At 35.6% G+C, this 25,665-nt stretch carries 19 protein-coding genes; 11 read left to right on the forward strand and 8 right to left on the reverse strand.

Features of this window, described 5'->3' with window-relative positions; genetic code table 11:
• Positions 1-421: 421 nt before the first annotated feature.
• Both BLT46_RS04625 and BLT46_RS04630 read right to left on the reverse strand, forming a co-directional pair.
• Positions 422-2,236, reverse strand: coding sequence for a chloride channel protein (locus BLT46_RS04625; RefSeq protein ID WP_090406947.1), 1,815 nt, complete (start codon positions 2,234-2,236; stop codon positions 422-424).
• A gap of 81 nt (positions 2,237-2,317) precedes the next feature.
• A complete protein-coding gene (locus BLT46_RS04630; protein WP_090406950.1) occupies positions 2,318-2,917 on the reverse strand; it encodes an acyl carrier protein phosphodiesterase in 600 nt (199 codons plus the stop codon).
• A gap of 98 nt (positions 2,918-3,015) precedes the next feature.
• Between BLT46_RS04630 and glmM the strand changes: the two genes are divergently transcribed.
• Positions 3,016-4,404: a phosphoglucosamine mutase gene (gene glmM / locus BLT46_RS04635; protein WP_090406953.1), complete on the forward strand. Its 1,389-nt coding sequence runs from the start codon at positions 3,016-3,018 to the stop codon at positions 4,402-4,404.
• A gap of 243 nt (positions 4,405-4,647) precedes the next feature.
• Here glmM and BLT46_RS04640 read toward each other — a convergent pair whose 3' ends face one another.
• Together BLT46_RS04640 and BLT46_RS04645 are read right to left on the reverse strand one after the other, a co-directional pair.
• Positions 4,648-5,328 (reverse strand): TIGR02117 family protein, encoded by a 681-nt coding sequence (locus BLT46_RS04640; protein WP_090406956.1) that lies wholly within the window; start codon positions 5,326-5,328, stop codon positions 4,648-4,650.
• A 75-nt stretch (positions 5,329-5,403) separates the two neighbouring features.
• Positions 5,404-6,303 carry a lysophospholipid acyltransferase family protein gene (locus tag BLT46_RS04645; RefSeq protein WP_090406960.1) on the reverse strand — a complete coding sequence of 300 codons (900 nt, stop codon included), beginning with the start codon at positions 6,301-6,303 and terminating at the stop codon, positions 5,404-5,406.
• A gap of 99 nt (positions 6,304-6,402) precedes the next feature.
• Between BLT46_RS04645 and BLT46_RS04650 the strand changes: the two genes are divergently transcribed.
• Positions 6,403-7,053 carry a rhomboid family intramembrane serine protease gene (locus BLT46_RS04650; RefSeq protein ID WP_090406963.1) on the forward strand — a complete coding sequence of 217 codons (651 nt, stop codon included), beginning with the start codon at positions 6,403-6,405 and terminating at the stop codon, positions 7,051-7,053.
• A gap of 261 nt (positions 7,054-7,314) precedes the next feature.
• Here the strand turns inward: BLT46_RS04650 and BLT46_RS04655 are convergent, their stop codons facing one another.
• Together BLT46_RS04655 and BLT46_RS04660 are read right to left on the reverse strand one after the other, a co-directional pair.
• The gene (locus tag BLT46_RS04655; RefSeq protein WP_090406966.1) at positions 7,315-9,006 is read right to left on the reverse strand and encodes an acetate--CoA ligase; all 1,692 of its coding nucleotides are present in this window, start codon (positions 9,004-9,006) and stop codon (positions 7,315-7,317) included.
• Between the two features lie 518 nt (positions 9,007-9,524).
• Positions 9,525-10,493, reverse strand: a complete 969-nt coding sequence (locus tag BLT46_RS04660) for an aminodeoxychorismate synthase component I (RefSeq protein ID WP_090406969.1) — start codon at positions 10,491-10,493, stop codon at positions 9,525-9,527.
• Between the two features lie 43 nt (positions 10,494-10,536).
• Here BLT46_RS04660 and BLT46_RS04665 point away from each other — a divergent pair, with 43 nt between their 5' ends.
• Positions 10,537-11,142, forward strand: a complete 606-nt coding sequence (locus BLT46_RS04665) for an anthranilate synthase component II (protein WP_090406971.1) — start codon at positions 10,537-10,539, stop codon at positions 11,140-11,142.
• A gap of 279 nt (positions 11,143-11,421) precedes the next feature.
• Positions 11,422-12,849 carry a multidrug transporter subunit MdtD gene (mdtD, locus tag BLT46_RS04670; RefSeq protein ID WP_090406974.1) on the forward strand — a complete coding sequence of 476 codons (1,428 nt, stop codon included), beginning with the start codon at positions 11,422-11,424 and terminating at the stop codon, positions 12,847-12,849.
• A gap of 113 nt (positions 12,850-12,962) precedes the next feature.
• Here the strand turns inward: mdtD and BLT46_RS04675 are convergent, their stop codons facing one another.
• Positions 12,963-13,451 (reverse strand): GNAT family N-acetyltransferase, encoded by a 489-nt coding sequence (locus BLT46_RS04675; protein WP_090406977.1) that lies wholly within the window; start codon positions 13,449-13,451, stop codon positions 12,963-12,965.
• A 639-nt stretch (positions 13,452-14,090) separates the two neighbouring features.
• Between BLT46_RS04675 and BLT46_RS04680 the strand changes: the two genes are divergently transcribed.
• From BLT46_RS04680 to BLT46_RS04710, 7 genes are all read left to right on the forward strand, one after another.
• Positions 14,091-14,741, forward strand: a complete 651-nt coding sequence (locus BLT46_RS04680; RefSeq protein WP_090406981.1) for a succinate dehydrogenase cytochrome b subunit — start codon at positions 14,091-14,093, stop codon at positions 14,739-14,741.
• Positions 14,742-14,753: 12 nt separating this feature from the next.
• Positions 14,754-16,673 carry a fumarate reductase/succinate dehydrogenase flavoprotein subunit gene (locus tag BLT46_RS04685; protein ID WP_090406984.1) on the forward strand — a complete coding sequence of 640 codons (1,920 nt, stop codon included), beginning with the start codon at positions 14,754-14,756 and terminating at the stop codon, positions 16,671-16,673.
• Between the two features lie 10 nt (positions 16,674-16,683).
• Positions 16,684-17,436, forward strand: coding sequence for a succinate dehydrogenase/fumarate reductase iron-sulfur subunit (locus BLT46_RS04690; protein WP_090406987.1), 753 nt, complete (start codon positions 16,684-16,686; stop codon positions 17,434-17,436).
• Positions 17,437-17,446: 10 nt separating this feature from the next.
• Positions 17,447-18,655 (forward strand): porin, encoded by a 1,209-nt coding sequence (locus BLT46_RS04695; RefSeq protein ID WP_090406989.1) that lies wholly within the window; start codon positions 17,447-17,449, stop codon positions 18,653-18,655.
• A gap of 19 nt (positions 18,656-18,674) precedes the next feature.
• Positions 18,675-20,105, forward strand: coding sequence for an anion permease (locus tag BLT46_RS04700; protein WP_090406991.1), 1,431 nt, complete (start codon positions 18,675-18,677; stop codon positions 20,103-20,105).
• A gap of 144 nt (positions 20,106-20,249) precedes the next feature.
• The gene (locus BLT46_RS04705; RefSeq protein ID WP_090406994.1) at positions 20,250-21,557 is read left to right on the forward strand and encodes a cryptochrome/photolyase family protein; all 1,308 of its coding nucleotides are present in this window, start codon (positions 20,250-20,252) and stop codon (positions 21,555-21,557) included.
• Between the two features lie 66 nt (positions 21,558-21,623).
• Positions 21,624-22,679 (forward strand): linear amide C-N hydrolase, encoded by a 1,056-nt coding sequence (locus tag BLT46_RS04710; protein ID WP_090406997.1) that lies wholly within the window; start codon positions 21,624-21,626, stop codon positions 22,677-22,679.
• Between the two features lie 139 nt (positions 22,680-22,818).
• Here BLT46_RS04710 and BLT46_RS04715 read toward each other — a convergent pair whose 3' ends face one another.
• Positions 22,819-25,413: a tetratricopeptide repeat protein gene (locus BLT46_RS04715; protein ID WP_090407000.1), complete on the reverse strand. Its 2,595-nt coding sequence runs from the start codon at positions 25,411-25,413 to the stop codon at positions 22,819-22,821.
• Positions 25,414-25,665: the final 252 nt, after the last annotated feature.

Genomic DNA, 25,665 nt, shown 5'->3' on the forward strand with positions numbered 1-25,665 from the left:
TATAGTTTTTTTGGAAGGATTTAAGAAAAAGGGAAGACATGTATGTCAGTATCTAAAAAGGATACATTATGTTAAAAGGGACTACTGTGTATTTTATTGGTAGTTTAAAGGGCTATATTTGTACAAGAATTACGAAGGCAAAGTAGTTCAACACAATTATGTTATTTGTTTTCTGAAATAGATTTTTTATTTTAATTTCTTTTGAGCTGGCTACTTATAAGGGATTGGTTTTGTTGTTTTGTTGTTCTATTTCATTAAGTAAGAAATTTAAAAAGCATAATTTACATTAAAAAAGAGGGTGGTCCGTTAGGATCACCCTCTTTTGTTTTTATCTTTTTTCTTTCTTTAATCTCTATAAAAGAGAATATACATATTTAAAACATCAAACTGTTTACCTACTTTTTAAACAGTTTTTTTGTTTTTAATCAATCAGTAGTGATTTTAGATTTTTACGATAAGCTTCCAATAAGTCAGATTTAATAATATATCCAACATACTTTTTGTGGTTTTGAACTAATACAAAATCAAGGTTATTAGTTTCAAATATTTGCATTATAATTTTAGTCGAATCGTTATAAGACACTGTAATAGGGCTTTCAATCAAATCTTTTAGCGGTGTGAATTTCGTGTGAAAGTTGCTAAAGATAATCCCTCTAACGTGGTTTAGATTAATAATTCCCAGTATTTTATCGTCATCATCCAATACAGGAATAAATGTTTGATCCGTATTTGAAAACAAGTTAACCACATCAGTAGTAGTATTGTTTAATGTTATCGTTTTTATCTCTTTTTTAATATAATCTTGCGCCACAATAGTAGATAAGATATTCGAATCCTTGTCAGAGGTAAACACCATTCCAGAATTAGCAATTGACTTAATATCCATAGAATATTTTTCCATCTGCTTTGAAATAGCGAAGCTTATTGACGATACGATTAATAGGGGAACCATTAATCCGTACCCTCCCGTAATCTCAGCAATTAAGAAAATACCCGTCAACGGAGCGTGGAAAAGACCACTGATAACTCCCGCCATACCTACTACAGTAAAGTTTTGCACTGGTATCTCTTTCAGACCTACGATTTGTAACATCTTAGACAAAGCGAATCCTAAGTAAGACCCCACAAATAGAGAAGGAGCAAAGTTACCACCGTTACCACCACTACCCATTGTTAAACCAGCGGCAAATGTTTTCACTAAAGCTGCTCCCAATACAAAAAGCACCAATACCCATTGGTTAGATGAAAATTTAGCTAACAATGTATTGTTTAATATATCTTGAGGCGACTCACTCGTCAAGATTTTAATGCTCTCATACCCTTCACCAAATAACGTAGGGAATAAGAAGATTAAAACAGCTAAAAGCGAGGCTCCTAATAGAGCTTTCTTGTATATACTACCAGCAAAACTTGAAATGAAGTGTTCTGTTTTTCTAAACATTCTCGCGTGATATACACAAAAAAGTCCGGATAAAATCCCCAATAATACATAGTACGCCGTATTACCAGTGTCAAACATCAATTGGTGTTTAAACGATAATAAGATATCTTCTTTAATGATTAGATTTGAAACAATCGTACCCGTTGCGGCTGAAATCATAATTGGAATAAAAGCCGAAACAGAAATATCTACCAAGATGATTTCAATAGCAAATAATACCCCTGCAATAGGTGCATTGAAGGCAGCAGAAACCCCTGCGGCAACCCCACATCCTAATAAGAGTATTCTATCTTTATAGTTGAGCTTGTAGTTTTGAGCATAATTAGAACCAAATGCTGCACCAGTAATGGCAATAGGCGACTCTAATCCCAGTGAACCTCCCATACCAACAGTAAGTGAACTGGTAATAATCTGTGAATACATCTGTTTGCGGGGCATAATACCCGATTTCTTAGCTACCGCAATCATAATCTGATAGGTTCCTTTTTCAATTGAGCCATTCAAGAATTTATTGACGACAAAAACCGTTAGTAAAATACCGATGATAGGCAAGATACTGTTGGTGTACGGTAGGTGAGATAAACTATCAATATAAGATGCAAAGCGAAAAACAGAGTGGGCAAAATACTTAAGTATAATAACCGCAATCGCTGAAGACGCTCCTACTAACACACAGGAAAGGTATAAAAACTGTCTGTTGTTTAAGATAGACTTTAGGAAGAATAATATTCCCTCAGAATATTTAAAAACTTGGTTAGCGTAATACTTTATTTTTGGTAGATTAATAATTTTCATAGTGCAAAAATAGTGTAAAAGACAACTTTTATAAAGTACAAATTGAAATAACTTTTATAAAAAATAGCAGTGTTTGTTAATCTATTTCAATAAAAAGCGATCTGTTTTTTCAAATGATACTAAATGCTTTTGTAACGCTGTCATAAATGACAAAAAGTGTTCTTCTAATATAGTGTAATGTAATAGCAATTCTTCTGTTGCAAACCGCATCTTAGAAACATTTTTTGTTCGTCGATCCATTTGCGTTAATATGTATTTTAATCCTTCGATACTACTGTATTTTACCAGCCAATTGTCATCTACCATAATATGTAGGAACTTCTGTACTCGCTCAGGAAGTACCGCATAGTTGTCTTGTAGTGACTTGTAAAAAGCAGCTGCATATTCAGGCAGTGGTATAGTAGAGAATAGAGACCAGTTTTTAGCTAAAAAATGGTCGTAATACATATCTACAATAACAGCGGCGTAATGGTTATATCGGGGGACTAATAGTTTCTTACTCGCGCGCCAAATAGGATGTGCATCTGTATAAGTGTCAATTTCTCGATGCAGTAAAATTCCTTGTTGAATGCGAGTAGGGTAATTCAAATAATTCTTACCACGCACACTATCTGCTACAAAATTTCCAATTTTTAAAAACTCGTCATCTCCTGATAGATAAATGTGTGCTAAGAAATTCATAATTATAATTTGCCTATAAAAATACGGCATTTTACCATTTATAACTTATAATGCGAAACAATATTACATATCTTTGCGAGTATAATAAAATTTTAGTTATGACATTGATTAAATCTATCTCAGGAATACGAGGGACTATTGGTGGAAAAGTAGGAGATAACTTAACTCCTATTGATGCTGTTAAGTTTGCATCTGCTTATGGAACTTTTTTAAAGAACTCATCAAACAAGGAAGAACTTAAGGTTGTAATCGGTAGAGATGCGCGTATTTCAGGGCCAATGATTCATAATTTAGTTGTCAATACGCTTATAGGTTTAGGTATTCACGTAATTGACTTAGGTCTATCTACAACACCTACTGTTGAAGTAGCTGTACCAATGGAGAAAGCTGATGGTGGTATTATTTTAACGGCGTCTCACAATCCAAAACAATGGAATGCGTTGAAGTTGTTAAATGCAAAAGGGGAATTCTTAAGCGGAGCTGAAGGACAAACTATTTTAGAGTTAGCAGAAAAAGAGGCTTTTGACTTTGCAGAAGTTGATAATTTAGGAACTATAGAGTACAAAGACAACTATATGGACTTACATATAGAAGAGGTACTTAACTTAAAATTAGTTGACGTTGAGGCAATCAAAGCGCGTAAGTTTAAAGTGGTTGTTGATGCGGTAAACTCGTCAGGAGGAATCATTATTCCTGCGTTACTAAGACGTTTAGGTGTTGAAGTAGTGGAATTATACTGTGAGCCAAACGGACACTTCCCTCACAATCCAGAACCGTTAAAAGAACACTTACAAGATATTTGTGAGTTAGTGAAGAAAGAAAAAGCAGATTTTGGTGTTGTTGTTGACCCGGATGTAGATAGACTTGCTTTCATTTCTAATGACGGAGAAATGTTTGGTGAGGAGTACACTTTAGTTGCTGTGGCTGATTACGTATTAAGTAAAACACCAGGTAACACAGTGTCTAACTTATCATCTTCTCGTGCATTGCGCGATATTACAAATAAACACAACGGAGAGTACAACGCATCTGCTGTTGGAGAAGTAAACGTTGTTGAGTTGATGAAAGCGACTAATGCTATCATTGGTGGTGAAGGTAATGGTGGTATCATCTATCCAGAAATTCACTACGGGCGTGATTCAATTGTTGGAGTTGCTTTGTTCTTAACACACTTATCTAATTTAGATATGACTGTGGCTGAATTAAGAGCTTCTTACCCTCAGTATTATATGAGTAAAAACAAGATTGAGCTTACTCCTAAGTTAAATGTTGATATGATTTTAGAGCAAATCGCTGAAAATTATAGTGACCAAGACGTATCTACAATTGACGGAGTTAAGATTGACTTCCCAACTTCGTGGGTACATTTGAGAAAATCAAATACTGAGCCTATTATCCGTATTTATACAGAAGCAGGCACACAAGAAGATGCTGATAGCTTAGCTATTCGTATGATTGAAGAGTTAAAAGTTATTGCTGGTATTTAATTACAGCGAACTTTTTAAAATATAAAAGGGAACAAGTAATTGTTCCCTTTTTTTGTAAGTAATATGTGTAATAATTGATTCAAAATGAAAATAACAAACAATTTTCTTTCATACCAAGTGCCAAAGGTATATTATTATGTTTGTTATTCGTTACGGAAAACCATAAAATGCGAATTAAAATGCTATAATTAACTTATTATTAGGGATTAAGATGTTGTTTTAGTGGTTTAGCTTCTGTTTTTGTCAATACTTCCTAAATATACCTTCTTGAAAAGGAGTCCATAGACACGCTTTCATTCCCGCTTTTTTCAATCCTTCATTAGCCCACGAATTACAAGTGTAAATAAAACTATAACTTCCGTTGGCTACGTAAAACGCATCGTTTTGTCCGTACACTTTATCTGTAACGATTTGTATAATCTCTCCTTGCTCGTTTCTCTTAAACGATTGTTGAATAAATCGGATAAGCTTTTGATATTGTTCTTTGGAAATAAGCACTTTTTTAAACTCGTTATCTTCAATGGCATTTCTCAAGAAAGTAGTGTGCATAGCTGTTGAACCCAATCCAAATGCCGCATTCAATGCAATACTTGGCTTTACGCTTGACCAGTCTTCCACATCTAAAAAGAACCCCTTATCTCCCCAGCCAATCGCTACATAATTATAGTTTGTAGCTTGCCCTTTAGTTGCAGAAAACTCAATCTCTTTACTCCAGTCGATAAACTCAGATTGAATAGGAAGTACAAAATCGGTATGCATACCATTAGTCGATAAATAAATGGTAATGTCTGTTGTATTAACCTGATTTTTATTGACTGTTATACTTGATAATACTCTGGCTAATAGCATATATAGTAGTAAGATACCCACAACGGTAGCCACAGCGAAGGCAGTAAACTTGATAGTCTTTTGAATAAAAGGCATATACTTATAAATTAAAAAGTGTAATATTAAATCGAAAATAAGATAAATCTTCCGAACTAATACTACACTTTATAACTACTTGATATTTTTAGGTTTCTTTCCTCTGTGTTTCCAGCGTTTATGTGTCCAGAAATAGTAAGAAGGAGCTTCTCTAATCGACTTTTCAACTTCTTGTAAAAAGCGGTTAGACAATTCGTAATTTGGTATCTCTTTTACGTTTTCACCTTCCGTACTTAAGGGAACAAAGGTAGCTTGGTAATGTCCTCGTTTGATGTATTCTACTTTTAAGTACATTGGCACCATATCAAACTTTTTACACAAGGCTTCTCCTCCCGTAAACACAGGAACTTCAATACCCATAAACTCTTGCCAGTAGTTAGCCTGACTCACCATAGGTGATTGGTCACTGATAAAAGCGTATATACCGTGTTTTTTGTTTACTTCATTTTGACGGATAAGGCGAATTGTCTCTTTCATTTCAACTAATGTTGTCCCAAAACGAGCACGAATACGCTTGATAAGGTTGTCAAAATACGGATTATTGATTTTTTTATAAACAGCATATCCTTTGTATGCGATGAATTGGTCCAAGATAATCATCCATTCCCAATTGGCGTAATGCGCACAAAATAACATAACACTTTTTCCTTGTTTTTCAACTTCGTGAATTGCTTCAACGTTGGTAAACTTATAACGCTTTACCAGTTCTTTTTCAGATACAGTAAGTGGTTTAATCATCTCTAAAAAGATGTCGCATAAATGTCTAAACGATTCTTTTTCAATCTTTTTAACTTCCTCATCAGACAGCTCTGGCATTGTCATACGAATGTTTTCACGTACGGTCTTTTTTCTATAACCAACAATGCGGTATAGCAGTACATAAAAGCAATCTGAAATAAAGTAAAATACAGGAAAAGGCAGTTTAGAAACAAGCCATAAAAGGGGATATATAAGGATGTAAACGATAAAATTCATAGGTCTTATTTTGGTGCAAAGATACTCGATTCGAATATTCTTACGCAAATATACGTTTGAGTTCGGCTTAATTCTTATTTTTATCAAAATCTTTAAAATATGGATATATCTACAATTGTTCTAATCATTATAGCTTTAAATGGGTTAGTAACATATAAAGGGTTGAATGACTTTAGTTTTTTCAACAAGTATTGTTTTGACATTAGTCGCATTAACGCTGGGGAAAAACACAGATTTTTTACTTCTGGGTTTTTACACGCCGATTGGATGCACTTTATGTTTAATATGCTTACGCTGTATTTCTTTGCAGATATTATCATATTTACATCAGGAGTACTTTATTTTGTATTAATCTACTTGGTGAGTTTAGTAGTTGGAAATGTATTGACATACCAATTCTTTAAAAATCAACCGAATTATAGAGCAGTAGGGGCATCAGGAGCAATAATGGGAGTGTTATATGCGTCTATTTTGCTAAATCCAGATATGAGTTTGTACTTGTTCTTTATCCCAATTCCAATTCCTGCTTACGCTTTTGCGGTAGGATACTTGCTGTATTCAATCTACGGAATGAAGAAAAACAACGATGGAATAGGACATACAGCACATATAGGAGGAGCGATAGCTGGTTTAGTGTTGATTTTACTGAAATATCCTGTACTACTTAAAGCAGAATATAAGTTGATTGCAATATTGTTAATTCCTGTTTTTATTTTGGTAGGGATGTATAAAAACAAAAGAATAAGATAGAAAATTTAGAGAAATTTTATGATTGTGAAATCTATATTTTTTTCTAATTTGGATATATTTGTAAGCAAGAACAAGAAAAATAGAAGAAGAAAGCAGTAGTTGTACTTGTGTTATTATTGATAACAACAACAGTTATTGTGGCCTAAAAGCAAGCAGTTGTACCTGGACCACAAGGTCAATACAACGGAATAGAAAAAGTAAGTGATAAATAATTAATATGAAAAGGGGCTGTCTTCTTATTGGAGACAGCCTCTTTTGTTTTTATTTCACATAGTCAAATTCCATCGGAACCACCTGTTTCTTAGCAATGCGTTCTGCTTGCATTGCTCGCAGTTCTACCCGTTTGATTTTTCCACTCACCGTTTTCGGTAATTCAGTAACAAACTCTATTTTTCGCGGCATTTTATAAGGCGCTAAGTTTTGGCGACTAAACGCAAATATCTCTTGTGCCAACTCATTAGAAGCCGTTGCTGTATCATTGATAATCACAAAGGCTTTAACCTCGTATCCCTTGACAGGATGTGGACTTGCCACTACTGCTGATTCAATAATAGCCGTGTGTTCAAGCAGTACGCTCTCCACTTCAAACGGTCCGATTCGATAGTCTGACGCTTTGATAACATCATCATCCCTTCCAATAAACCAGATGTAACCATCTTCATCCTTATAAGCTTTATCACCCGTATAGTACAAGTTGTGATTAAACACCTGTGCTTGTTTCTCCTTATCGTATAAATACTCTTTAAAAATTCCGTTTAACTGAGTGGTGTTTGTGCGCACACAAATATTTCCCTCTTCGTTTATAGGTACTTCACGACCATCCTCATCCGCAATCACAATATCGTATAAGAAAGTAGGTTTTCCCATTGAGCCATATTTCACTTTAGCATTAGGGTAATTCGCTACCATACACGTACTTTCGGTCTGTCCAAAACCATCCCTAACTAAAATACCCGTTGCCTCTTTCCATTCCTCAATAATCTCCGGGTTTAGAGGTTCCCCAGCCGCAACACACTGTCTCAAGCTGAAGTTGTACTTTTTCAAATCCTCTTGAATAAAAAAGCGGAGTACCGTTGGAGGTGCACACAAAGTAGTAATCTTATATTTTTCAATTAGCGACAATGTTTTTGCCGCACTAAAGCGCTCTTTAGTGTGAAAAGCAAAGATAGTCGCCCCAACATTCCACGGAGCAAACAAACTACTCCACGCGAATTTACCCCATCCAGGTTGAGAAATATTATAGTGGATATCGTTTTTCGTAACCCCAATCCAAGCCGTTGTTGTTAAGTGTCCCAAAGGCTGACTTAATTGGGTATGACAAACAATTTTAGGCATTCCCGTAGTTCCAGAAGTAAAGAACATAAACAGCGTATCATCTGGCTTTGTTTTAGCCCCTTCGCTTTCCGTCGGTTGCTCATCAATCACAGTAAGCGGATACCAACCCTCAAGTTGTCCGTCAACAATAATTTTAACCGGTACTTTTACCCCAGAAACTCGTTCAGCTTCATCTATTTTTTCAACGTTATCACTATCAGCAAGAATTACCTTAGGCATAATCTTTTCAAAGCGATAAGCCAAGTCTTGTACGCCCAAAATACTTGCAGCAGGCGATAGCGCATATCCCGCTTTAATAGCCGCTAAATGCGTTACCCAGTTAATGCGTTGCAACATCATTTGTGTCAGCACCACATCTCCTTGCTGAATACCTTTCGTACGCAAGAAATTAATCAATTGGTTATATCTATTGTAAAGTGTTTTAAAGGTGTAATGATGCGTAACCTCACCATCAGTCCATAGCAAAGCCGTTTTGTCTGGCGTTTCTTGTACGTGAATATCCTCATACACCTCCTGTACCCAGTTGAAGTAGTCGGGCTTTTCGATTTTTAGATCGTGCAGGGCATTGAAATCCTGCTCGATGAGAAGCTCACCGATTTTTTTATACAAATCTTTCATTCTTAATTAGTTTTTGGTAAGCGTAATATACACAAAAGTAAGTATAGAATAAAAATTAAATTGCTATGAATGAGTGTGTTGTTGTTAGTATTCTGTGTTTTTACAATGGATTATCTTGCTTTTTTTTGTATTTGTTGAGAATATAATAAAGTCCGTTGTGATAGAAGGGGGGAAAATTGAGAGAATTGCTGTAATATATTGTTTTTAAGAGATATAACTCAAAAAGTAAAAAAAAAGGAAAGATAGGGGAAGTTGTACGATAGAAACTAAGGCAACATTAGCTTATTCATCTAAACAGAGAGAATTAGAGTAGTTTTAAACGTACCATGTTCGACACATCTACCACTCAAATCCCACATTACTTAGGAAATAGGGGGTATTTCTCGAAGATGTGTGGTACTAATGTGGTAGATGTGTGGTACGAGGTACGTATAAAACTCCTATAAACCTTGTGGTATATAGGATTAAGTTTTTTTTATTTTTTGAAAAAAGGGAGAACTTAGCTCCAGATAAATTATTTACTTAGGAATATAAATCTTTTGTAGCAGCTCTTCATATTCTTTTCTAACCTCACTTGATGAGGTAATTCCGCCGCCACTTTTATACACGTAGTTATCCTGTTGTTTCTCTATAAAGCGAATCATCACAGCGCTGTCAATAGACTTTCCGTCGTATAAACCACAAATACCCGTGTAGTAGTTGCGCTCATATGTTTCAGCCGTTTGTATGATATTAACCGTACTTTCCTTAGGCGACCCCGTAATAGAACCCGCAGGGAGTAAGCTGTTAAAAATATCACCAATGCGTTGATGCCAATCGCTCGTTAGTTCGCCACAAATCTCAGAGCTCATTTGTAGAATAGCCCCTTTAGAGGTTTCCAAGCGGTCTAAGTAACGAAAGCGCTTTACCTTTACTTTTTTAGAAACAATGTTTAGGTCGTTGCGAATTAAATCAACAATAGTGTAGTGTTCCGCTGTTTCCTTTTCATCGTTTAACAACTGTTCCGCCGCATTAGGTAAGTCGGCTTTAATCGTTCCCTTCATAGGAAAAGAAAAGATTTTATCAGCTTTAATTTGCACAAATATTTCAGGAGAAAAGCATACAAATTGTTCGTTTACACATAATCTGTATTTTGCTTTTGTACTGTAAAATACCTCTTGCAATGTACCCTTTAGGGCAATTGGAGTCTGGATTGTCAGGTTAGTTAAGTACGAATTGCCAATTTGAAGTTGGTGGTGTACATAGTCAAATTGCTCTTTATACGCCTCAAAAGAAAGCGGATTAGCCTCTAATGCCACAGTAGCAGTTGGGGTATTTATATCAGCATTAGTTACGCCGTTAAAGTCAAAAAGCACCTCGTTTGCACTAATGTCCTCCAAAGGTTTTACCAAGCCGTGATTACCGTCAAAACTCAGGATAAATAGAAAAGGTTTTCTATCAGAACCAAGTGTATTCATTTGTGAGATAATCGTATCTTTGAGCGGCATAATAATCAAGTCAAATTTAAAATTCAAAAGTACAAAATTGTTTATGAGTCAGCCCAAACAAATTGTAATAATAGACAACCACGATTCGTTTACGTACAATTTATACCAACTATTTGACGAAAATCCTCATTGTCAAATAACTGTTTTAAAAAATGACGAAGTTACCTTAGACCAGTTAGACACCTTTGACAAGATTGTGCTGTCGCCAGGACCTGATGTTCCTCGCTCTTATCCTATCTTATTTGACATTATTACGCGTTTTAAAGGCGTTAAACCCATTCTTGGGGTTTGCCTTGGTCACCAAACTATTGGGGAGTATTTTGGGGCTACTTTAGTTAATCTACCTTTGGTTTATCACGGAAAACAAAGCAAACTAACTTTGCAAACAGAGGAGGTGTTGTTTCAACAGCTAACATCGCCTATTGTGGTTGGATTATACCACTCTTGGGCATTAGACAAAGAGACAATTGCGGATCCACTTGTGGTAACTGCCTTAAGTACAGAGGGTGTGGTAATGGGCATTGCACATCGAGAGTACAATATCAAAGGAATTCAGTTTCACCCCGAGTCGTTTATGACAACACAAGGGCGAGAAATGATAAATAATTGGATTGAAGAGGCAGATTTACCAAATACTGAAAAAGTATAGATATTAAATACATATCTCCGATAAAAGGGAGGTTGTAAAAAGTAATGACATAAATTTTAACACGAAAATACGTCAAGTTGAAAATGGGACTTTTTATCTGTTTTCTGTGATTGTCTTATCTTTGCAACCGAGTGATAAACAAAGGAAAACAGGGAGGTTGTTTACTTTGTACGATTTTGTTTTTCTGCGTTGCCCAGCCGTAAAGGGCTGTTTATTTGTTGCTTAAACAAGTCGGATGTTACTCGTCAATTGTTATAAACCGGAAAAGAGAATTAAGATATGGAGGCAGGAGTTATAAAAGATCCGAGAATACAAAAATATTTACCGTGGTTAGGTGCTTTGGCAATTTTTATGCAAGCATTAGACGGTACAATTCTAAATACAGGACTACCTTCTATTGCCAAGAGTTTAGGCGAGTCGCCATTGGAAATGCAGAGTGTTATTGTGTCCTACACACTTACGGTTGCCTTGCTGATACCGCTGAGTGGTTGGCTGGCAGATAGGTTTGGAACCAAGCGCATCTTCATTTTAGCCGTAACCTTGTTTACTTTAGGCTCACTGTTTTGTTCGCTTTCACGCAATTTAGACGAGTTGATTATGTCGCGAATATTTCAGGCCATAGGCGGTTCGATGATGGTGCCAGTAGCGCGATTAACACTGATATACGCTTATCCGAAAGACCAATTGCTGAAAGTGATAAACTTTATTACTATTCCCGCTTTAGTCGGACCAATGTTAGGACCAACGGCAGGGGGATTTTTAGTAGAGAAGTTGTCGTGGCACTGGATTTTCCTTATCAATTTACCCGTTGGAATTATCGCTGTAATTGTAGCGCGCTCAATTATTCCAAACTTCACCAACAAAGTAGGAAAGTTTGATTTATGGGGTTGGGTGATGTTGAGTGGGGGATTGACATTCTTAACTTTGGTTATCGAAAGATGGAACGCACCAGAGATGTCTGTGGTTAAGTTGTTACTCTTATTTGTTTTGGCAATCAGTTTTATTATAGGCTACATATACCACGCCAGACGAGCAGTAGCACCGATTATCGCGTTGAGTTTGTTTAAAATTACCACGTTGAGAGTAGGCTTAGTAGGTAACTTGATAACACGTTTTGGAATAGGAGGAATGCCGTTAATGGTGCCACTATTATTACAAGTAGGGTATGGATATTCTGCTTTTTACGCTGGGTTAATGATGATTCCGCAAGCGCTTTCAAACCTTATCTCTCGTAACTTTGTAGTGCCAATTGTAAAGCGATTTGGTTATAGAAGAACTTTGGTAACCAATACGGTTTGCCTTGGGCTACTGATATCGGTATTTTTCTTTATTACGAAGAACACGCCATTTTGGGTAATTATTATACTAATGGCGTTGAATGGTGCTTTTAACGCCGTTCAATTTACCTCAATGAACACGATATCACTGGCAGATTTGGACAATGAAACCTCAAGTGAAGGAAACAGCTTGTTATCTGTAACCCAACAATTAGCAATTAGCTTGGGAATTTCGTTATCTGCTATGTTCTTGATGATATTTCAAAACAGCGATGTAGGAATTTCAGGAGATGGAATTGCCGTATTTAGATACACGTTCTTAGTAATGGGATTATTGACAGTATTATCAAGTTTAATTTTCTTACAACTGAGCAATACGTCAGGAGCAAACTTATCAGGAAAGCGCGAGTATAAAAGAGATGAGCAGTAATTTGTACACTGTTATATAAGAGAAAGGGAATATACATTTGCTGTGTATATTCTCTTTTTTATGCTTGTATTTTTGGCGTATTCAAATTGTCTGCCTTTTGTACTATTTGGCGATTATAGTTGTTTTTCAAAGCAGTTAAACAGTCCTTTTGAGAAAGTTACTGTACCAGCAAAGCGGTAGTTTTTCTTCGTGTATACTGCATTTGCCGTTGGGTTCTTAGCATACGTATCAAAGCGAATACTGTTGTATTGTTGTTGCTTAGCGTATTGCTCCACAAAAGCCAGCATTTTAGACGAGATACCCTTTCCTTGTTGCGATGGACAAACAAAAAGTCTGTGCATCACTAAAAAAGGAGGAGCATATTGCCACTGTATATCATCATATTCCGGATCGCATAACTCATTTAAAACCATATAAGCAATAAGCTTATCCTGTTCGAAGTATGCAAACGCCTGTTTGTTCACTATGTCATTTGCCAGTATTTCTGGAGTAGGATACGCTTCATCCCATTGGTCAATACCCTGTTCAATCATATGTTTCTTCACAGTTTGAAGTACCGTGATAGCCTGAGGCAAGTCGGCAGAAGTAAGAAGGCAAATCATATCATTTACAATTTAATAATAGCATTGCAATAACTTAAAAAATAGGAAGACATACAATGTTTTTAATTTTTTTTGGAACATAGAAACAAGAACGGTGTTTTTTATAACGGAATCATGCCGATTAAAAGGGAAAAAAACAAAAAAAAGGTGTTTTGTGATTACTCCAATAAGGGTATTGTAATGTTCTTAGAAACAGTAAACTTAAGAACGTAGTTTTAGAAGAAAAAAAACTAAAAAAAGAAAGAAGTAAGCGAGGTAAATTAGATTGAAAATAAATTGAGATTAAAGGCTTGGGAAGAGGCGATTTTACGGTATAAAAAAAGAGTTTGGCACGATTATTTATTAATTGCTAAACGATAGAATATGTATGTGGTTATTTATATTGATTCTATAAATTAAAATTATCTGAAATATTACTTAAAACACGCGTTGTTTGTTAAAATTATTTGATAGTTTTATTTGTGGAAAGTATTCTATTACTCTTTTGGTATTTTTTAATGTTAAAAACAAAAAAGTTTAAACATATGAAATTGTGGTGATAATTATCATTTAATTGGTGTTTTTTACTTTTTAATTTTACAGCTTGAAAATATAGAAAGATAAAATTAAAGCATTTATTTATTTTAAACAGTTATCAAAATGAACACACTCTCACGTAAGATTGTAATGGCTGGGACAGGATTATTTTTGTGTTTTTTCCTACTAATCCATTGTTTGGGAAATACACAATTATTTTTAGAGCCAGAAGAGGCAAGATTAAGCTTCAATGCTTATTCTCATTTTTTAACAGGAAATCCATTAGTTAAGGCTGTTTCCTATATTCTTTACTTGTCTATTATCGGACACGCAGTATATGCGTTGATAATAACAATGAAAAATAAGGCAGCAGGTGGATCGTATAAAAAGGATAATAGAGGTAGAGCAAGTAAATGGTACAGCAGAAGTATGGGTGTACTTGGGTCAATTGTTCTTATTTTCCTTGTAATGCACTTTGCAAACTTTTGGTATGTATATAAATTTGGATCTATCACGCTTGATGCAAATGGGAACAAAGATTTATACGAAGTTGTTAGGGTTGCATTCCAACAATTATGGTTGGTAGTACTTTATGTAATCGCAATGATTGCGTTGTGTTACCACTTAATTCACGGAATTACAAGTGGAGTTAGAACACTTGGATTATTCCACCCTAAGTATGTACGTTGGGTTAATGTATTCGGTATTATTTATTCTATCGTAATATGTGCAGGTTTTGCCTTAATGCCAATTTATATTTATTTAACTAATTAATACGTTGTTGTGATGAAATTAGATGCAAAAATACCTCAAGGTCCATTAGAAGATAAATGGGCAAACTATAAAAAAACTGCTCGTTTGGTAAACCCAGCGAATAGAAAAAAATTAGATGTTATTGTAATTGGAACTGGTTTAGCAGGTAGTTCTGTTGCGGCATCTTTAGGTGAAATGGGATATAATGTTAAGTCATTCTGTTTCCAAGATACTCCACGTCGTGCGCACTCTGTTGCAGCTCAAGGAGGGGTGAATGCTGCTAAAAATTACAAAAACGACGGTGATAGTGTTTACCGTATGTTTATGGATACATTAAAAGGAGGAGACTTTAGAGCTCGTGAAGCAAACGTATATCGTTTAGCAGAATGTTCTCTAAACTTAATAGACCAGTCTGTAGCACAAGGGGTTCCTTTTGGTAGAGAATATGGAGGATATTTAAATAATAGATCGTTCGGTGGAGTACAGGTGAGTAGAACGTTCTATGCACGTGGACAAACGGGACAACAATTACTTTTAGGTACTTATCAAGCGTTAATGCGCCAAGTAAATAAAAAGACAGTTCAGTTGTATTCATCTCACGAAATGCTTGACTTAGTTGTTATTGACGGAAAAGCAAGAGGAGTTGTAGTGCGTAACTTAGAAACTGGAGAAATTGAGAAACACGCAGCTCACGCTGTAGTTTTAGCTACTGGAGGATTTGGTAAAATTTATTACTTATCTACTTTAGCAATGGGATGTAATGGTTCTGCTATCTGGAGAGCACACAAAAAAGGAGCTTTCTTTGCTTCTCCAAGCTGGACTCAGATTCACCCTACATCACTTCCTCAATCAGGAGATTATCAGTCTAAATTAACGTTGATGTCTGAGTCATTGCGTAATGATGGTCGTATTTGGGTTCCTAAAAAACTTGATGAGACAAGAGTTGCTAATGATATTCCAGAAGAAGAAAGAGATTACTACTTAGAGCGTCGTTACCCTGCATTTGGAAACTTAGCCCCTCGTGATATTTCATCTCGTGCTGCAAAAGAAAGAATTGATGCTGGATACGGAGTAGGAGCTTTGAAAAATGCAGTTTACTTAGACTTCTCTAAAGCAATTAGAGAGCAAGGACAAGAAAAAATTGCTGAGAAATACGGTAACTTATTCAGAATGTACGAAAAGATTACAGGTATCAACGCGTACAAAGAACCAATGATGATTTCACCTGCTGCCCACTTCTCAATGGGTGGATTATGGGTAGATTATGAATTGATGACTACTATTCCTGGATTATTCGCTTTAGGAGAAGCAAACTTTGCAGATCACGGAGCAAATAGATTAGGTGCTAACTCTTTATTGCAGGCTTCTGTAGATGGATATTTTATTGCTCCTTATACGATTGCTAACTATTTAGCAGATCAAATTAGAGTAGGTAAAATTTCAACAGATCACCCTGAGTTTGATAAAGTGGTTAAAGAATCACAAGAGAAACTGGAAGGTCTATTAAAAATTAAAGGAGACAAGTCGGTAGATTATTACCATAAAAAACTTGGAAAATTGTTGTACGACTACTGTGGTTTAGCAAGAACTGCAGAGGGATTAACATACGCGATTGAAGAGATCAAGAAATTAAGAGAGGAATTCTACAAAAATGTAAACGTTCCTGGGGAAAATGATACAATGAATGCTGAGTTAGAGAAAGCAGGAAGGGTAGCAGATTATCTTGAAATCGGTGTATTGATGTGTTATGATGCTTTAACAAGAAATGAGTCTTGTGGAGCTCACTTTAGAGAAGAGTTTCAAACAGAAGATGGAGAGGCAAAACGTAATGATGAAGAGTTCCAATTTATTTCCGCTTGGGAATGGGCAGGATCACTTGACAAAGAGCCAATCTTGAACAAAGAAGAGTTGAAATTTGAATTCGTACAACCAACTATCCGTAGTTATAAATAATTATTAGTCTATGAAACTGCATCTTAAAATATGGAGACAAGCGGGGCGCAAAGCTGAAGGTAAACTTGTAGATTATACTTTAGATAATGTGAACCCACATATGTCTTTCTTAGAAATGTTAGATACTTTAAACGAAAAGTTAATTGTAAATAAAGAAGCTCCTATCGAATTTGATCACGATTGTCGTGAAGGAATTTGTGGACAATGTGGTGTTGTAATTAATGGAAACGCACACGGACCATTAGAGAACACAACTACTTGTCAATTACATATGCGTGAGTTTAAAGACGGAGAAACTGTAATGATTGAGCCGTTTAGAGCCAATGGATTCCCAGTGAAAAAGGATTTAAAAGTAGATAGAAGTGCTTTTGACCGTATTATTTCTGCTGGAGGATACGTTTCTGTAAACACAGGACAAGCTCCTGAAGCAAATACAATTCCAGTATCTCACGCTACTGCTGAAGCGGCGTTTGATTCTGCAGCGTGTATCGGTTGTGGTGCTTGTGTTGCAACGTGTAAAAATGGTAGTGCGGCGTTATTTACGTCTGCTAAGATTACACAGTTGGCTATTTTACCACAATCTCAAGAGGAGAGAAAAGAGAGAGCTTTAGGTATGATCGCACAAATGGATGAAGAAGGGTTTGGACACTGTTCAAATACGGAAGCTTGTGAGGTTGAATGTCCACAGGGAATCTCAGTTCTTAACATTGCACGAATGAACTACGAGTACAACCGTGCAAGTTTTTTAAAGTTTAAGAAATAAAAGATTTTATATGGTAAATCTATATAATACATTAAAACTTAAGGTATTGGTCGGTGCAGCAGTATGCTGTACCGCGGTATCTTTCGCTCAAAAGGTTGAAACTGATACAGTTGCCGTATTTGAGGAAAAAATTGTGTTGAATCCTGTAGACGAGAAATTTCCTAAATTTAAAGTAGGAGGTGTTTTTCAATCTCGTTTTTCAGCGAATTTTAAAGAGAACGTTGATATTGATGGTTTACACCATAGTGATGGAAGTGGAACGCACAATACATTTGACGTTAAGAGAATGAGGGTGTCAATGGGAGTTAAAGTTACTAAAAACTTAGAGGTTACTGCTTTAGCTAACTTTGCTGACTTCAAACAAAAAGATGTAAGTACTCGTGTATTAGAGAATGCGTTTGCTAAATATACTGTAAATCGTTATTTACAAATTACAGTAGGACAGTTTAGACCATTATTTGGTATGGAAGAAACAATGCCTGTGGATGTACTTAGATCGATAGACTATACAAACTCTTACTATACTTTTGGTAGATTAGGATGGACAAGTTTCCAGGTTGGTGCTGCGATTACAGGTAGTGTTGATTTAGGAGATGTACCAATGAGCTACGGTTTCTCTGTAACAAATGGTAATGGTAAGAATAAAACAGATAATGACGACGGTAAAAATTACTCGAGTAGATTATTGTTTAATCTTGATAAAAAACACAACTTAAATGTAGGTGTAAGTGGTGGTATTGCTGAAGTAAATAAAGAAAAAGCGTATGCAGTAGGAGTTGAGGCAACAGCAAAACTTCCGATTACAGAGCGTTGGAGTATTGATTTTCAAACAGAGGCAAAACAAGCGACTAACCACGAACAATATTTTAAAGCTTTAAATGCATCAATTGTAGATGGCGTTCCAACTTTAACGTCAAAAATTGATGATTATAAAGTAAAAAGTTTTTATTTTGTTCCCAATATTAGATATGAAATAGGTGCTAAAACGTTTCATGCAATTGAATTTGCTTGTCGCTATGAGTACTTAGATGAAAATAGTACATTAAATTCAAATGCAAGACAAACTTGGATTCCAATGCTTACTTTAGAAGTATTGAAAAACTATGGAGTAAGAATTCAAGCAGGTATGCAGATTGATAATTTCAAACATAATATTGAAAATAGTAAGACATACAATTCAAATCTTGCATTTCTTCAATTACAATGTAGATTTTTATAAAAGCTAAATATAATTAGCGATGAAAGAAGTAAACATCAAGAGTTTAGGGATAACGTTAGTAGTGGGAGTGCTACTATGGTTTTGTCCAATTCCAGAAGGAGTAACACCGGATGCGTGGCATTTATTTGCCATATTCGTAAGTACGATTTTAGGAATTATTTTAAAGGCTGCCCCAATGGGAACAATGTGTATGTTGGCAGTCGGTTTAACAGCATTTTTCCAATTGTTAGCGCCAGGTGATCCTGGTAAATCAATCGCTTTAAGTTTAAGTGGTTTTGGAGATAAAGTAATTTGGTTAATTGGTATATCTTTCTTTATTGCGAGAGGGTTTATTAAAACAGGATTAGGAAATCGTATTGCTTTTATCTTTATCCGTATTTTTGGAAAAAGTACATTAGGATTAGCGTACGGATTAGGATTAGCTGATTTAGTGTTAGCGCCTGCTATTCCAAGTAATACTGCTCGTGGAGGAGGTATTATTTATCCAATTATGAAATCTATGGCTATCAATTTTGGTTCTGATGCTTCTAAACCAGAAACTCATAGAAAATTAGGTTCTTTCTTGACATTAAACTGTTATTACATGAATTTGATTGCATCTTCAATGTTCTTAACAGGTACAGCAAGTAACCCAATGTGTCAGAAGTTTGCTGCTGATATGGGGGTTAATATTAGTTGGATGTCTTGGGCAGCAGCTGGTTTTGTACCAGGATTGGTTGCTTTTATCATTACACCAATTGTTTTGTATAAGATATTTCCACCAGAATTAAAGAAAACAGCTGATGCTCCTAAAATGGCTGCTCAGAAGTTGAAAGAAATGGGGAAATTATCAGTATCAGAAATTTTAATGTTAATCACATTCCTTATTCTTTTAGTTTTATGGATTACAGGTGATTTATTTAAAATTGATGCTACTACAACTGCTTTCATTGGTTTAGCAATTCTATTGTTAACTTCTGTATTAACTTGGGAAGATGTTAAAGCAGAGAAAGGTGCTTGGGATACAATTGTATGGTTTGCCGTATTAGTAATGATGGCAAGTTCATTAAACAAATTAGGATTCATCGGATGGTTTAGTGATTTAGTAAAAGGTCAGATGGGAGATATGGATTGGCATTATGCTTTCCCAATTCTTGTCATTGTGTACTTCTTTAGTCACTATATCTTTGCGAGTGCTACTGCTCACGTTGCGGCAATGTACGCAGCTTTGTTAGGTGTAGGTATATCGTTAGGTGTTCCTCCAGTATTGTTAGCAATGATGTTAGGTTTTATGGGATCTATCTACGGTACATTAACTCACTATGGTCACGGTCCGGCTCCAGTATTCTTTGGTAGTGGATATGTTGAATTGAAAACATGGTGGATGTATGGATTTATTATTGGTGTATTATTATTAGCTGTTTACTTAGTCGTTGGTACAAGTTGGATGGGCTTAATAGGAGCATACTAAAATAGATGTGATTTAGCATACAACATATTTATATATTTTTATAAAGGATTAGGTTTTTCGCGTATCTTTAGGTCATAAAGAGGGTGAAAAATTTAATCCTTTTTTATTTGTGTTGTATTTTTGACTTGTAATAACATAAAAACAATGGATCAAAAAGAAAAAGTAGTCATTTGTTGGTACAGAAGAGATTTAAGATTAAAGGACAATAAAGCTTTGTATTATGCTGTTCAAAGCAGCCATAAAGTATTGCCTATCTTCATATTTGACAAGGATATTTTAAAACAGTTTCCTAACAAAGCAGATAGAAGAGTTGATTATATTCACCAAGTACTGACAGAACTAAACGCTTTTTTAAAGCAATACAAGAGTGGAATAACCTTTTTTCACTCTACTGTAAAGGAAGCTTTTTGTTCGTTGATCAAACAATTTGACATTCAAGGTGTTTTTTATAATGAAGACTACGAGCCAAAGACAATTGCCCGTGATCAGGAGATTGGTAGTTTGTTAGCTGAGCAAGAAATAGCATTTAACGGGTTTAAAGACCACGTTATTTTTAGAGGAGATGAGATTCTAAAGCAAGATAGTTCTCCTTATCAGATTTACACGCCCTATGCTAAGATGTGGAGAAGTAAGTTGGGAGAACAAGATTTGTATAATTATACACCGAAGTTGTCAAGTGATAACTTATATACAACAGACACAACTATTCCGTCTTTGAGTAGTTTAGGTTATGAAACAACAGGGTATAAGTTTGCTATTCCCTCGTTAAATGAAACACTTATTGACAGTTATCACTTACATCGAGATTATCCCGCGATAGAAGGGACAACACATTTAGGAATAGCTTTGCGGTTTGGAACAATATCAATTAGAAAGTGTGTAGCTTTTGCATTACAACACAATGATGTTTGGTTGTCTGAATTGATTTGGCGAGATTTCTTTAGTCAGATATTATTTAACTTTCCTCAGATTGAAAACTTCTGCTTTAAACCAAAGTACGAGAATATTCAGTACAGAAATAACGAGGAGGAGTTTAAGCTTTGGTGTGAAGGGCGCACGGGTTATCCTATTGTCGATGCAGGGATGCGTGAATTGAATACTACTGGATTTATGCATAATAGAGTGCGTATGATTGTAGCGAGTTTCTTAACAAAACACCTGTTGATCGATTGGAGATGGGGAGAAGCATACTTTGCACAACATTTGTTGGATTATGACTTGTCTGCTAATAATGGGAATTGGCAATGGGCAGCAGGATGTGGGTGTGATGCCGCTCCTTATTTCAGAATATTTAATCCGAGTGAGCAAACTAAGAAGTTTGACAAAGAAAATAGGTATATCAAAAAATGGTTACCTGAAATAGCAAAAGGTGAGTATTGGGATGAGATAGTTGACCATAAAGAAGCCCGTATTCGTGCACTGGATACTTATAAACGTGGGTTAGGTCAATAATTTTTCACAAGGAAATAGAAATGGCCTAAATATTGTAATACTAATCAAAATATAAAACGATAAATAATGAAAAGAATACATAAAACAGTAGCGACAATCTTGATGTGTTGTGGTGCTTTTGTGATGATACCAAAAGCAGAGGCTTGTACCAGAGTAGTGTACAAAGGACCAAATAATACAATTCTAACGGCTCGTTCGATGGACTGGAAAGAGGAGATTATGCCAAATATATGGGTGTTTCCAAGAGGTATTGAACGCCAAGGAGAAGTAGGTAAAGCATCTGCAAAGTGGAAAGCAAAATATGGAAGTGTTGTTACTTCTGCTTTTGACTTAGCTACAACAGATGGAATGAATGAAAAAGGGTTAGTGTCTAATATCTTATGGTTAGTAGAATCACAATATCCTGAGTATAACCCGCAAGGGAAAGACAAGGGAATTAGCTTAGCTATGTGGGCACAGTATGTTTTAGACAATTATGCAACTGTTGAAGAGGCAGTGGTTGATTTACAGAAAAACCCAGTAGTTGTTGTGACAGCTAATACACCAGGAAGAACGTCATTGGCAACAGTTCACTTAACGATTTCTGATGCAAAAGGAGACAGTGCAGTATTTGAGTATATCGACGGGAAGTTGAAAGTATATCACGATGCATCGTACACTGTAGTAACGAACTCGCCTACGTTTGACAAGCAATTAGCAATCAATGATTATATCAGCTATTTACCTGGAAATAAAGTGTTACCAGGAACAGGTAGATCAGAAGATCGTTTTGCAAGAGCGAAGTACTATGCAACGGCAGTAACACAATCAGATGATATTAAAGTTGCTTTAGGAGCTACGTTTAGTGTGATTAGAAACTGTTCTGTGCCTTATGGTGTTCACATTGATGGGGAACCAAACTTATCTTCAACAAAATGGAGAACAGTGTCTGACCAAAAGAACTTAGTGTATTACTACGAAGATCCACTGTCATTAACACCAATGTGGATAGATTTAAAAGCAATTGACTTTAGCGAAAAAGCAAGCGTTAAGAAGTTAGATGTTTCTAAAAGTCAACAATATGCAGGTCTTTCAAACGATAAGTTAGTAGAGGCTAAAGCATTTAAGTTTTTAGGAATTTAATCTGCCAATACAATAGAATATTAGGTGGTTTAGTATTCGCTTACAAAAGCTACCATACTCTCAATAAATTAAATACCCCAAGAAGTAAGATACTTTTTGGGGTATTTTTATGTTGTATCCCTTTTAAAAAAGGGTAGTACTATTTAAACCATTTGCCTAACGTCTTTTTTAGAAAGCTCTTTTCTTTGTATTCTTCCGGTAGTTCAACCTCCTTCTCTTTAGCCAGAGCAATGTAATAAGCTAACTTCTCTGGGTCTTTGTTCTCCTCGTCTTTAGCGTAGATATCAATTAAATCTAAAATAGCAATGTTGTACGCTTGTTGTAATGCTTTCTCTAAAAGAGGAATAGCCTTCTTGCCATCTTGTTTTACGCCATAACCGTAGCAATACATTCTACCCAAGAGGAACGAACCAATATTGTCGTTGTTTTTCATATCCTCCTTGATGTATTTCATAGCATTTTTATACTCTCCAAGCAAGTAGTAACAATCTGCAAGGTAATTGCAAACCTCGTATTCTTTTATATTTACTTTTTTGAAGTAGTGAATAGCCGAATTGAAGTCGTTTTCCAAACCAGTAGCTCCATAATAGTAGATTAGCGCTAAGTTATTATAACTGGTATTATTGCCAAGTTCTGCACCTTGGGTGTAATATTCAATTGCTTTGTGTATATCTTGTTCAACTCCAAAACCGTGTTCGTACATATAACCTAAGTTGGTCACTGAGTACGGGTTATCATGTGTTGCTGCCAATTCAAAAAGGTGTTTAGCCTTGTTGTAATCGATATAGTCGTCTTCCGTTAAATAGCGGTATCCTAACTCTTGAAGTAGTTCGCTATTGTTCACTGCCTCAGCCATTAATAACAACGCCTCATATTGTTCATCAAAGCTGTGATCAGTATAATAATCCTTAACAGCATTAAGTTGGTAAGGTTCTAATTGTGCATAGTCCTCAGCTGTTAAAACCTGTGTTTTCTCATTAAAATACGGATTAAACAATCCGACTTCACCATTAGAGTCGTAACGCAATTTACCCGCTAACAACAGTAGATGATGCGTACTTATTGTTTGTATTTCGTGGTTGTTACAAGTAAACACCGCATTGTCTTTGTACAATACAATAGTGTCGATGTCTTGTTCCAAGTTGTGCATTGTAATAAAGTCGTACTCATAAATAGGCTCTTGATCAGGGAGTGAAATTAGACGCAATGCCCACTTGTCTTTGAGTTTAGTAGCAGCAAAGCCGTTGGTTAGTATTTTAACCACGTCAATTGTTGTAAACGGTACAATCCATCGTTCTTCAATAGCATCAAAAATCCCTTTCTTCTTGCCATGAGAAACGTGACATTGTCCAGCGCCAAGGTTCATCCAATAGTCTATATACGTATCTATTTTACAGTTCATTGGCTCTAAAACATATTTTGCTTTCAGGTGGTTGTAAATCCCCTTTAGCTTGTCGGTGTACACGATGACGCATTCATTCGTAACATATTGTACGTGTTTGATACTCTCCAAGACCAATTCTCCATCAAACGTAATCAAATTGTGTAATTTCGAATTAACCTCAGACGGTATAAGTAAGTGGTTTTCAATATCGCTATTTCTCACATCCTCATAAGCAAACTTGCCTAAGTAGTGATGAGATCTACTATAAAAATCGCGCTTATTTCCCATAGAAGTGCAGAAATAAGTGTAGTGATATTCAAAAGGGGAGTCGCCTTTAAACGGAATAAGCTGTTCTCCTGCAAAGTTGTACACTGCGTAGTGACTGCCATTGTACACATTGTAGTAATACGGGTATAAGAACTCAACCAATTCATACGCAAGAGGAATCAAGTAAGTGTGAGAAAGCAAGTTTAGAAGTCCCCATTTCCCATCTTGACACACTGCAGCCACCATAAGCGTACGGCTTGTATCTTCGTTGCCTTGCTCGTCAAAGAAGTATTCAATTTGCGCAGTTCCCACATCAAAGTACAAAGGTTTCACAACCTCCACACCAGTTTTATCTATAAAACCAAATAGCTCATCACGCTGAATAATAGCTAAATTAGCCTCTGTAAACTCACCTATATATCCATAAACAGCCTCAGTTATCTTTTTGTTGTCAAAAGTTGTTAGTCCATACAACTCGTTCTCCTCATATTGTAAGTAGTCGTAATCTTTTTCAAACGCTATTTCTAACCAATCCCAACCAAAGTTAGCATTGTCGTTGTTGAGGTATTCTTCAAATGTAGAAAACGGGAAATACGACTGACCAATAACTCCGCGATTGATGTGTTCACTATCTAACTCAAGGTCTATAATATTAGCCAACTCCTCTGTGAACAAGGCAATTTCAGCCGAGAATGCCTGTGCCTGTTTTTTATGACTTTCCTCATTCATATTGTACACATCCGTTCCATCTAAGCGGAAATAGTCATAAGGCAAGTTTTGAAAATAGTACAATTGTCGCTCATACGACTGAAGATACTTTGCTTGATCAGTAGCAGGAATAAGATCTACTTGCTGTTGGATCCACAGGTGAAACTTCTCAAACAAAGGCAATGCCTCTTTTACGTTAAAAAAAAGGTCTTTAGACGATTTAAACCCGAATTGCTTTAGCTCACTTTTAGCAAGTGGATGTGCAAAAAGAGGTAAGAAGAAAAGAGGAATCACATAATTCCATTCCCCCACTAAAGATTCGTCATAAAAGTCCTGATCTAAAGAAACATTGTAGATATATAATCGATGTGCCATAAGTTGTAATAGGAATTAGATAGTGGTTCTAAAAAAAACGGAGTGAAAGATATTTAAATAAAATGAAAACACATATTGTTTTTTTTTGTATCTTAAATAGATATATTGAAGTTAAAAAAAAGAAATATACTTGTAGTTTCTAATGTTGTTTGAGAAGTAGAAAGCAGTTTAAATGCGATAAGCTATATTGCTTTTATTTAAAATAGCACCGTAGATAAAAATTAGGTATGGTAGGATACTATTATCTTATAT

Source organism: Myroides phaeus, assembly GCF_900099675.1.
Taxonomy (GTDB): domain Bacteria; phylum Bacteroidota; class Bacteroidia; order Flavobacteriales; family Flavobacteriaceae; genus Flavobacterium; species Flavobacterium phaeum.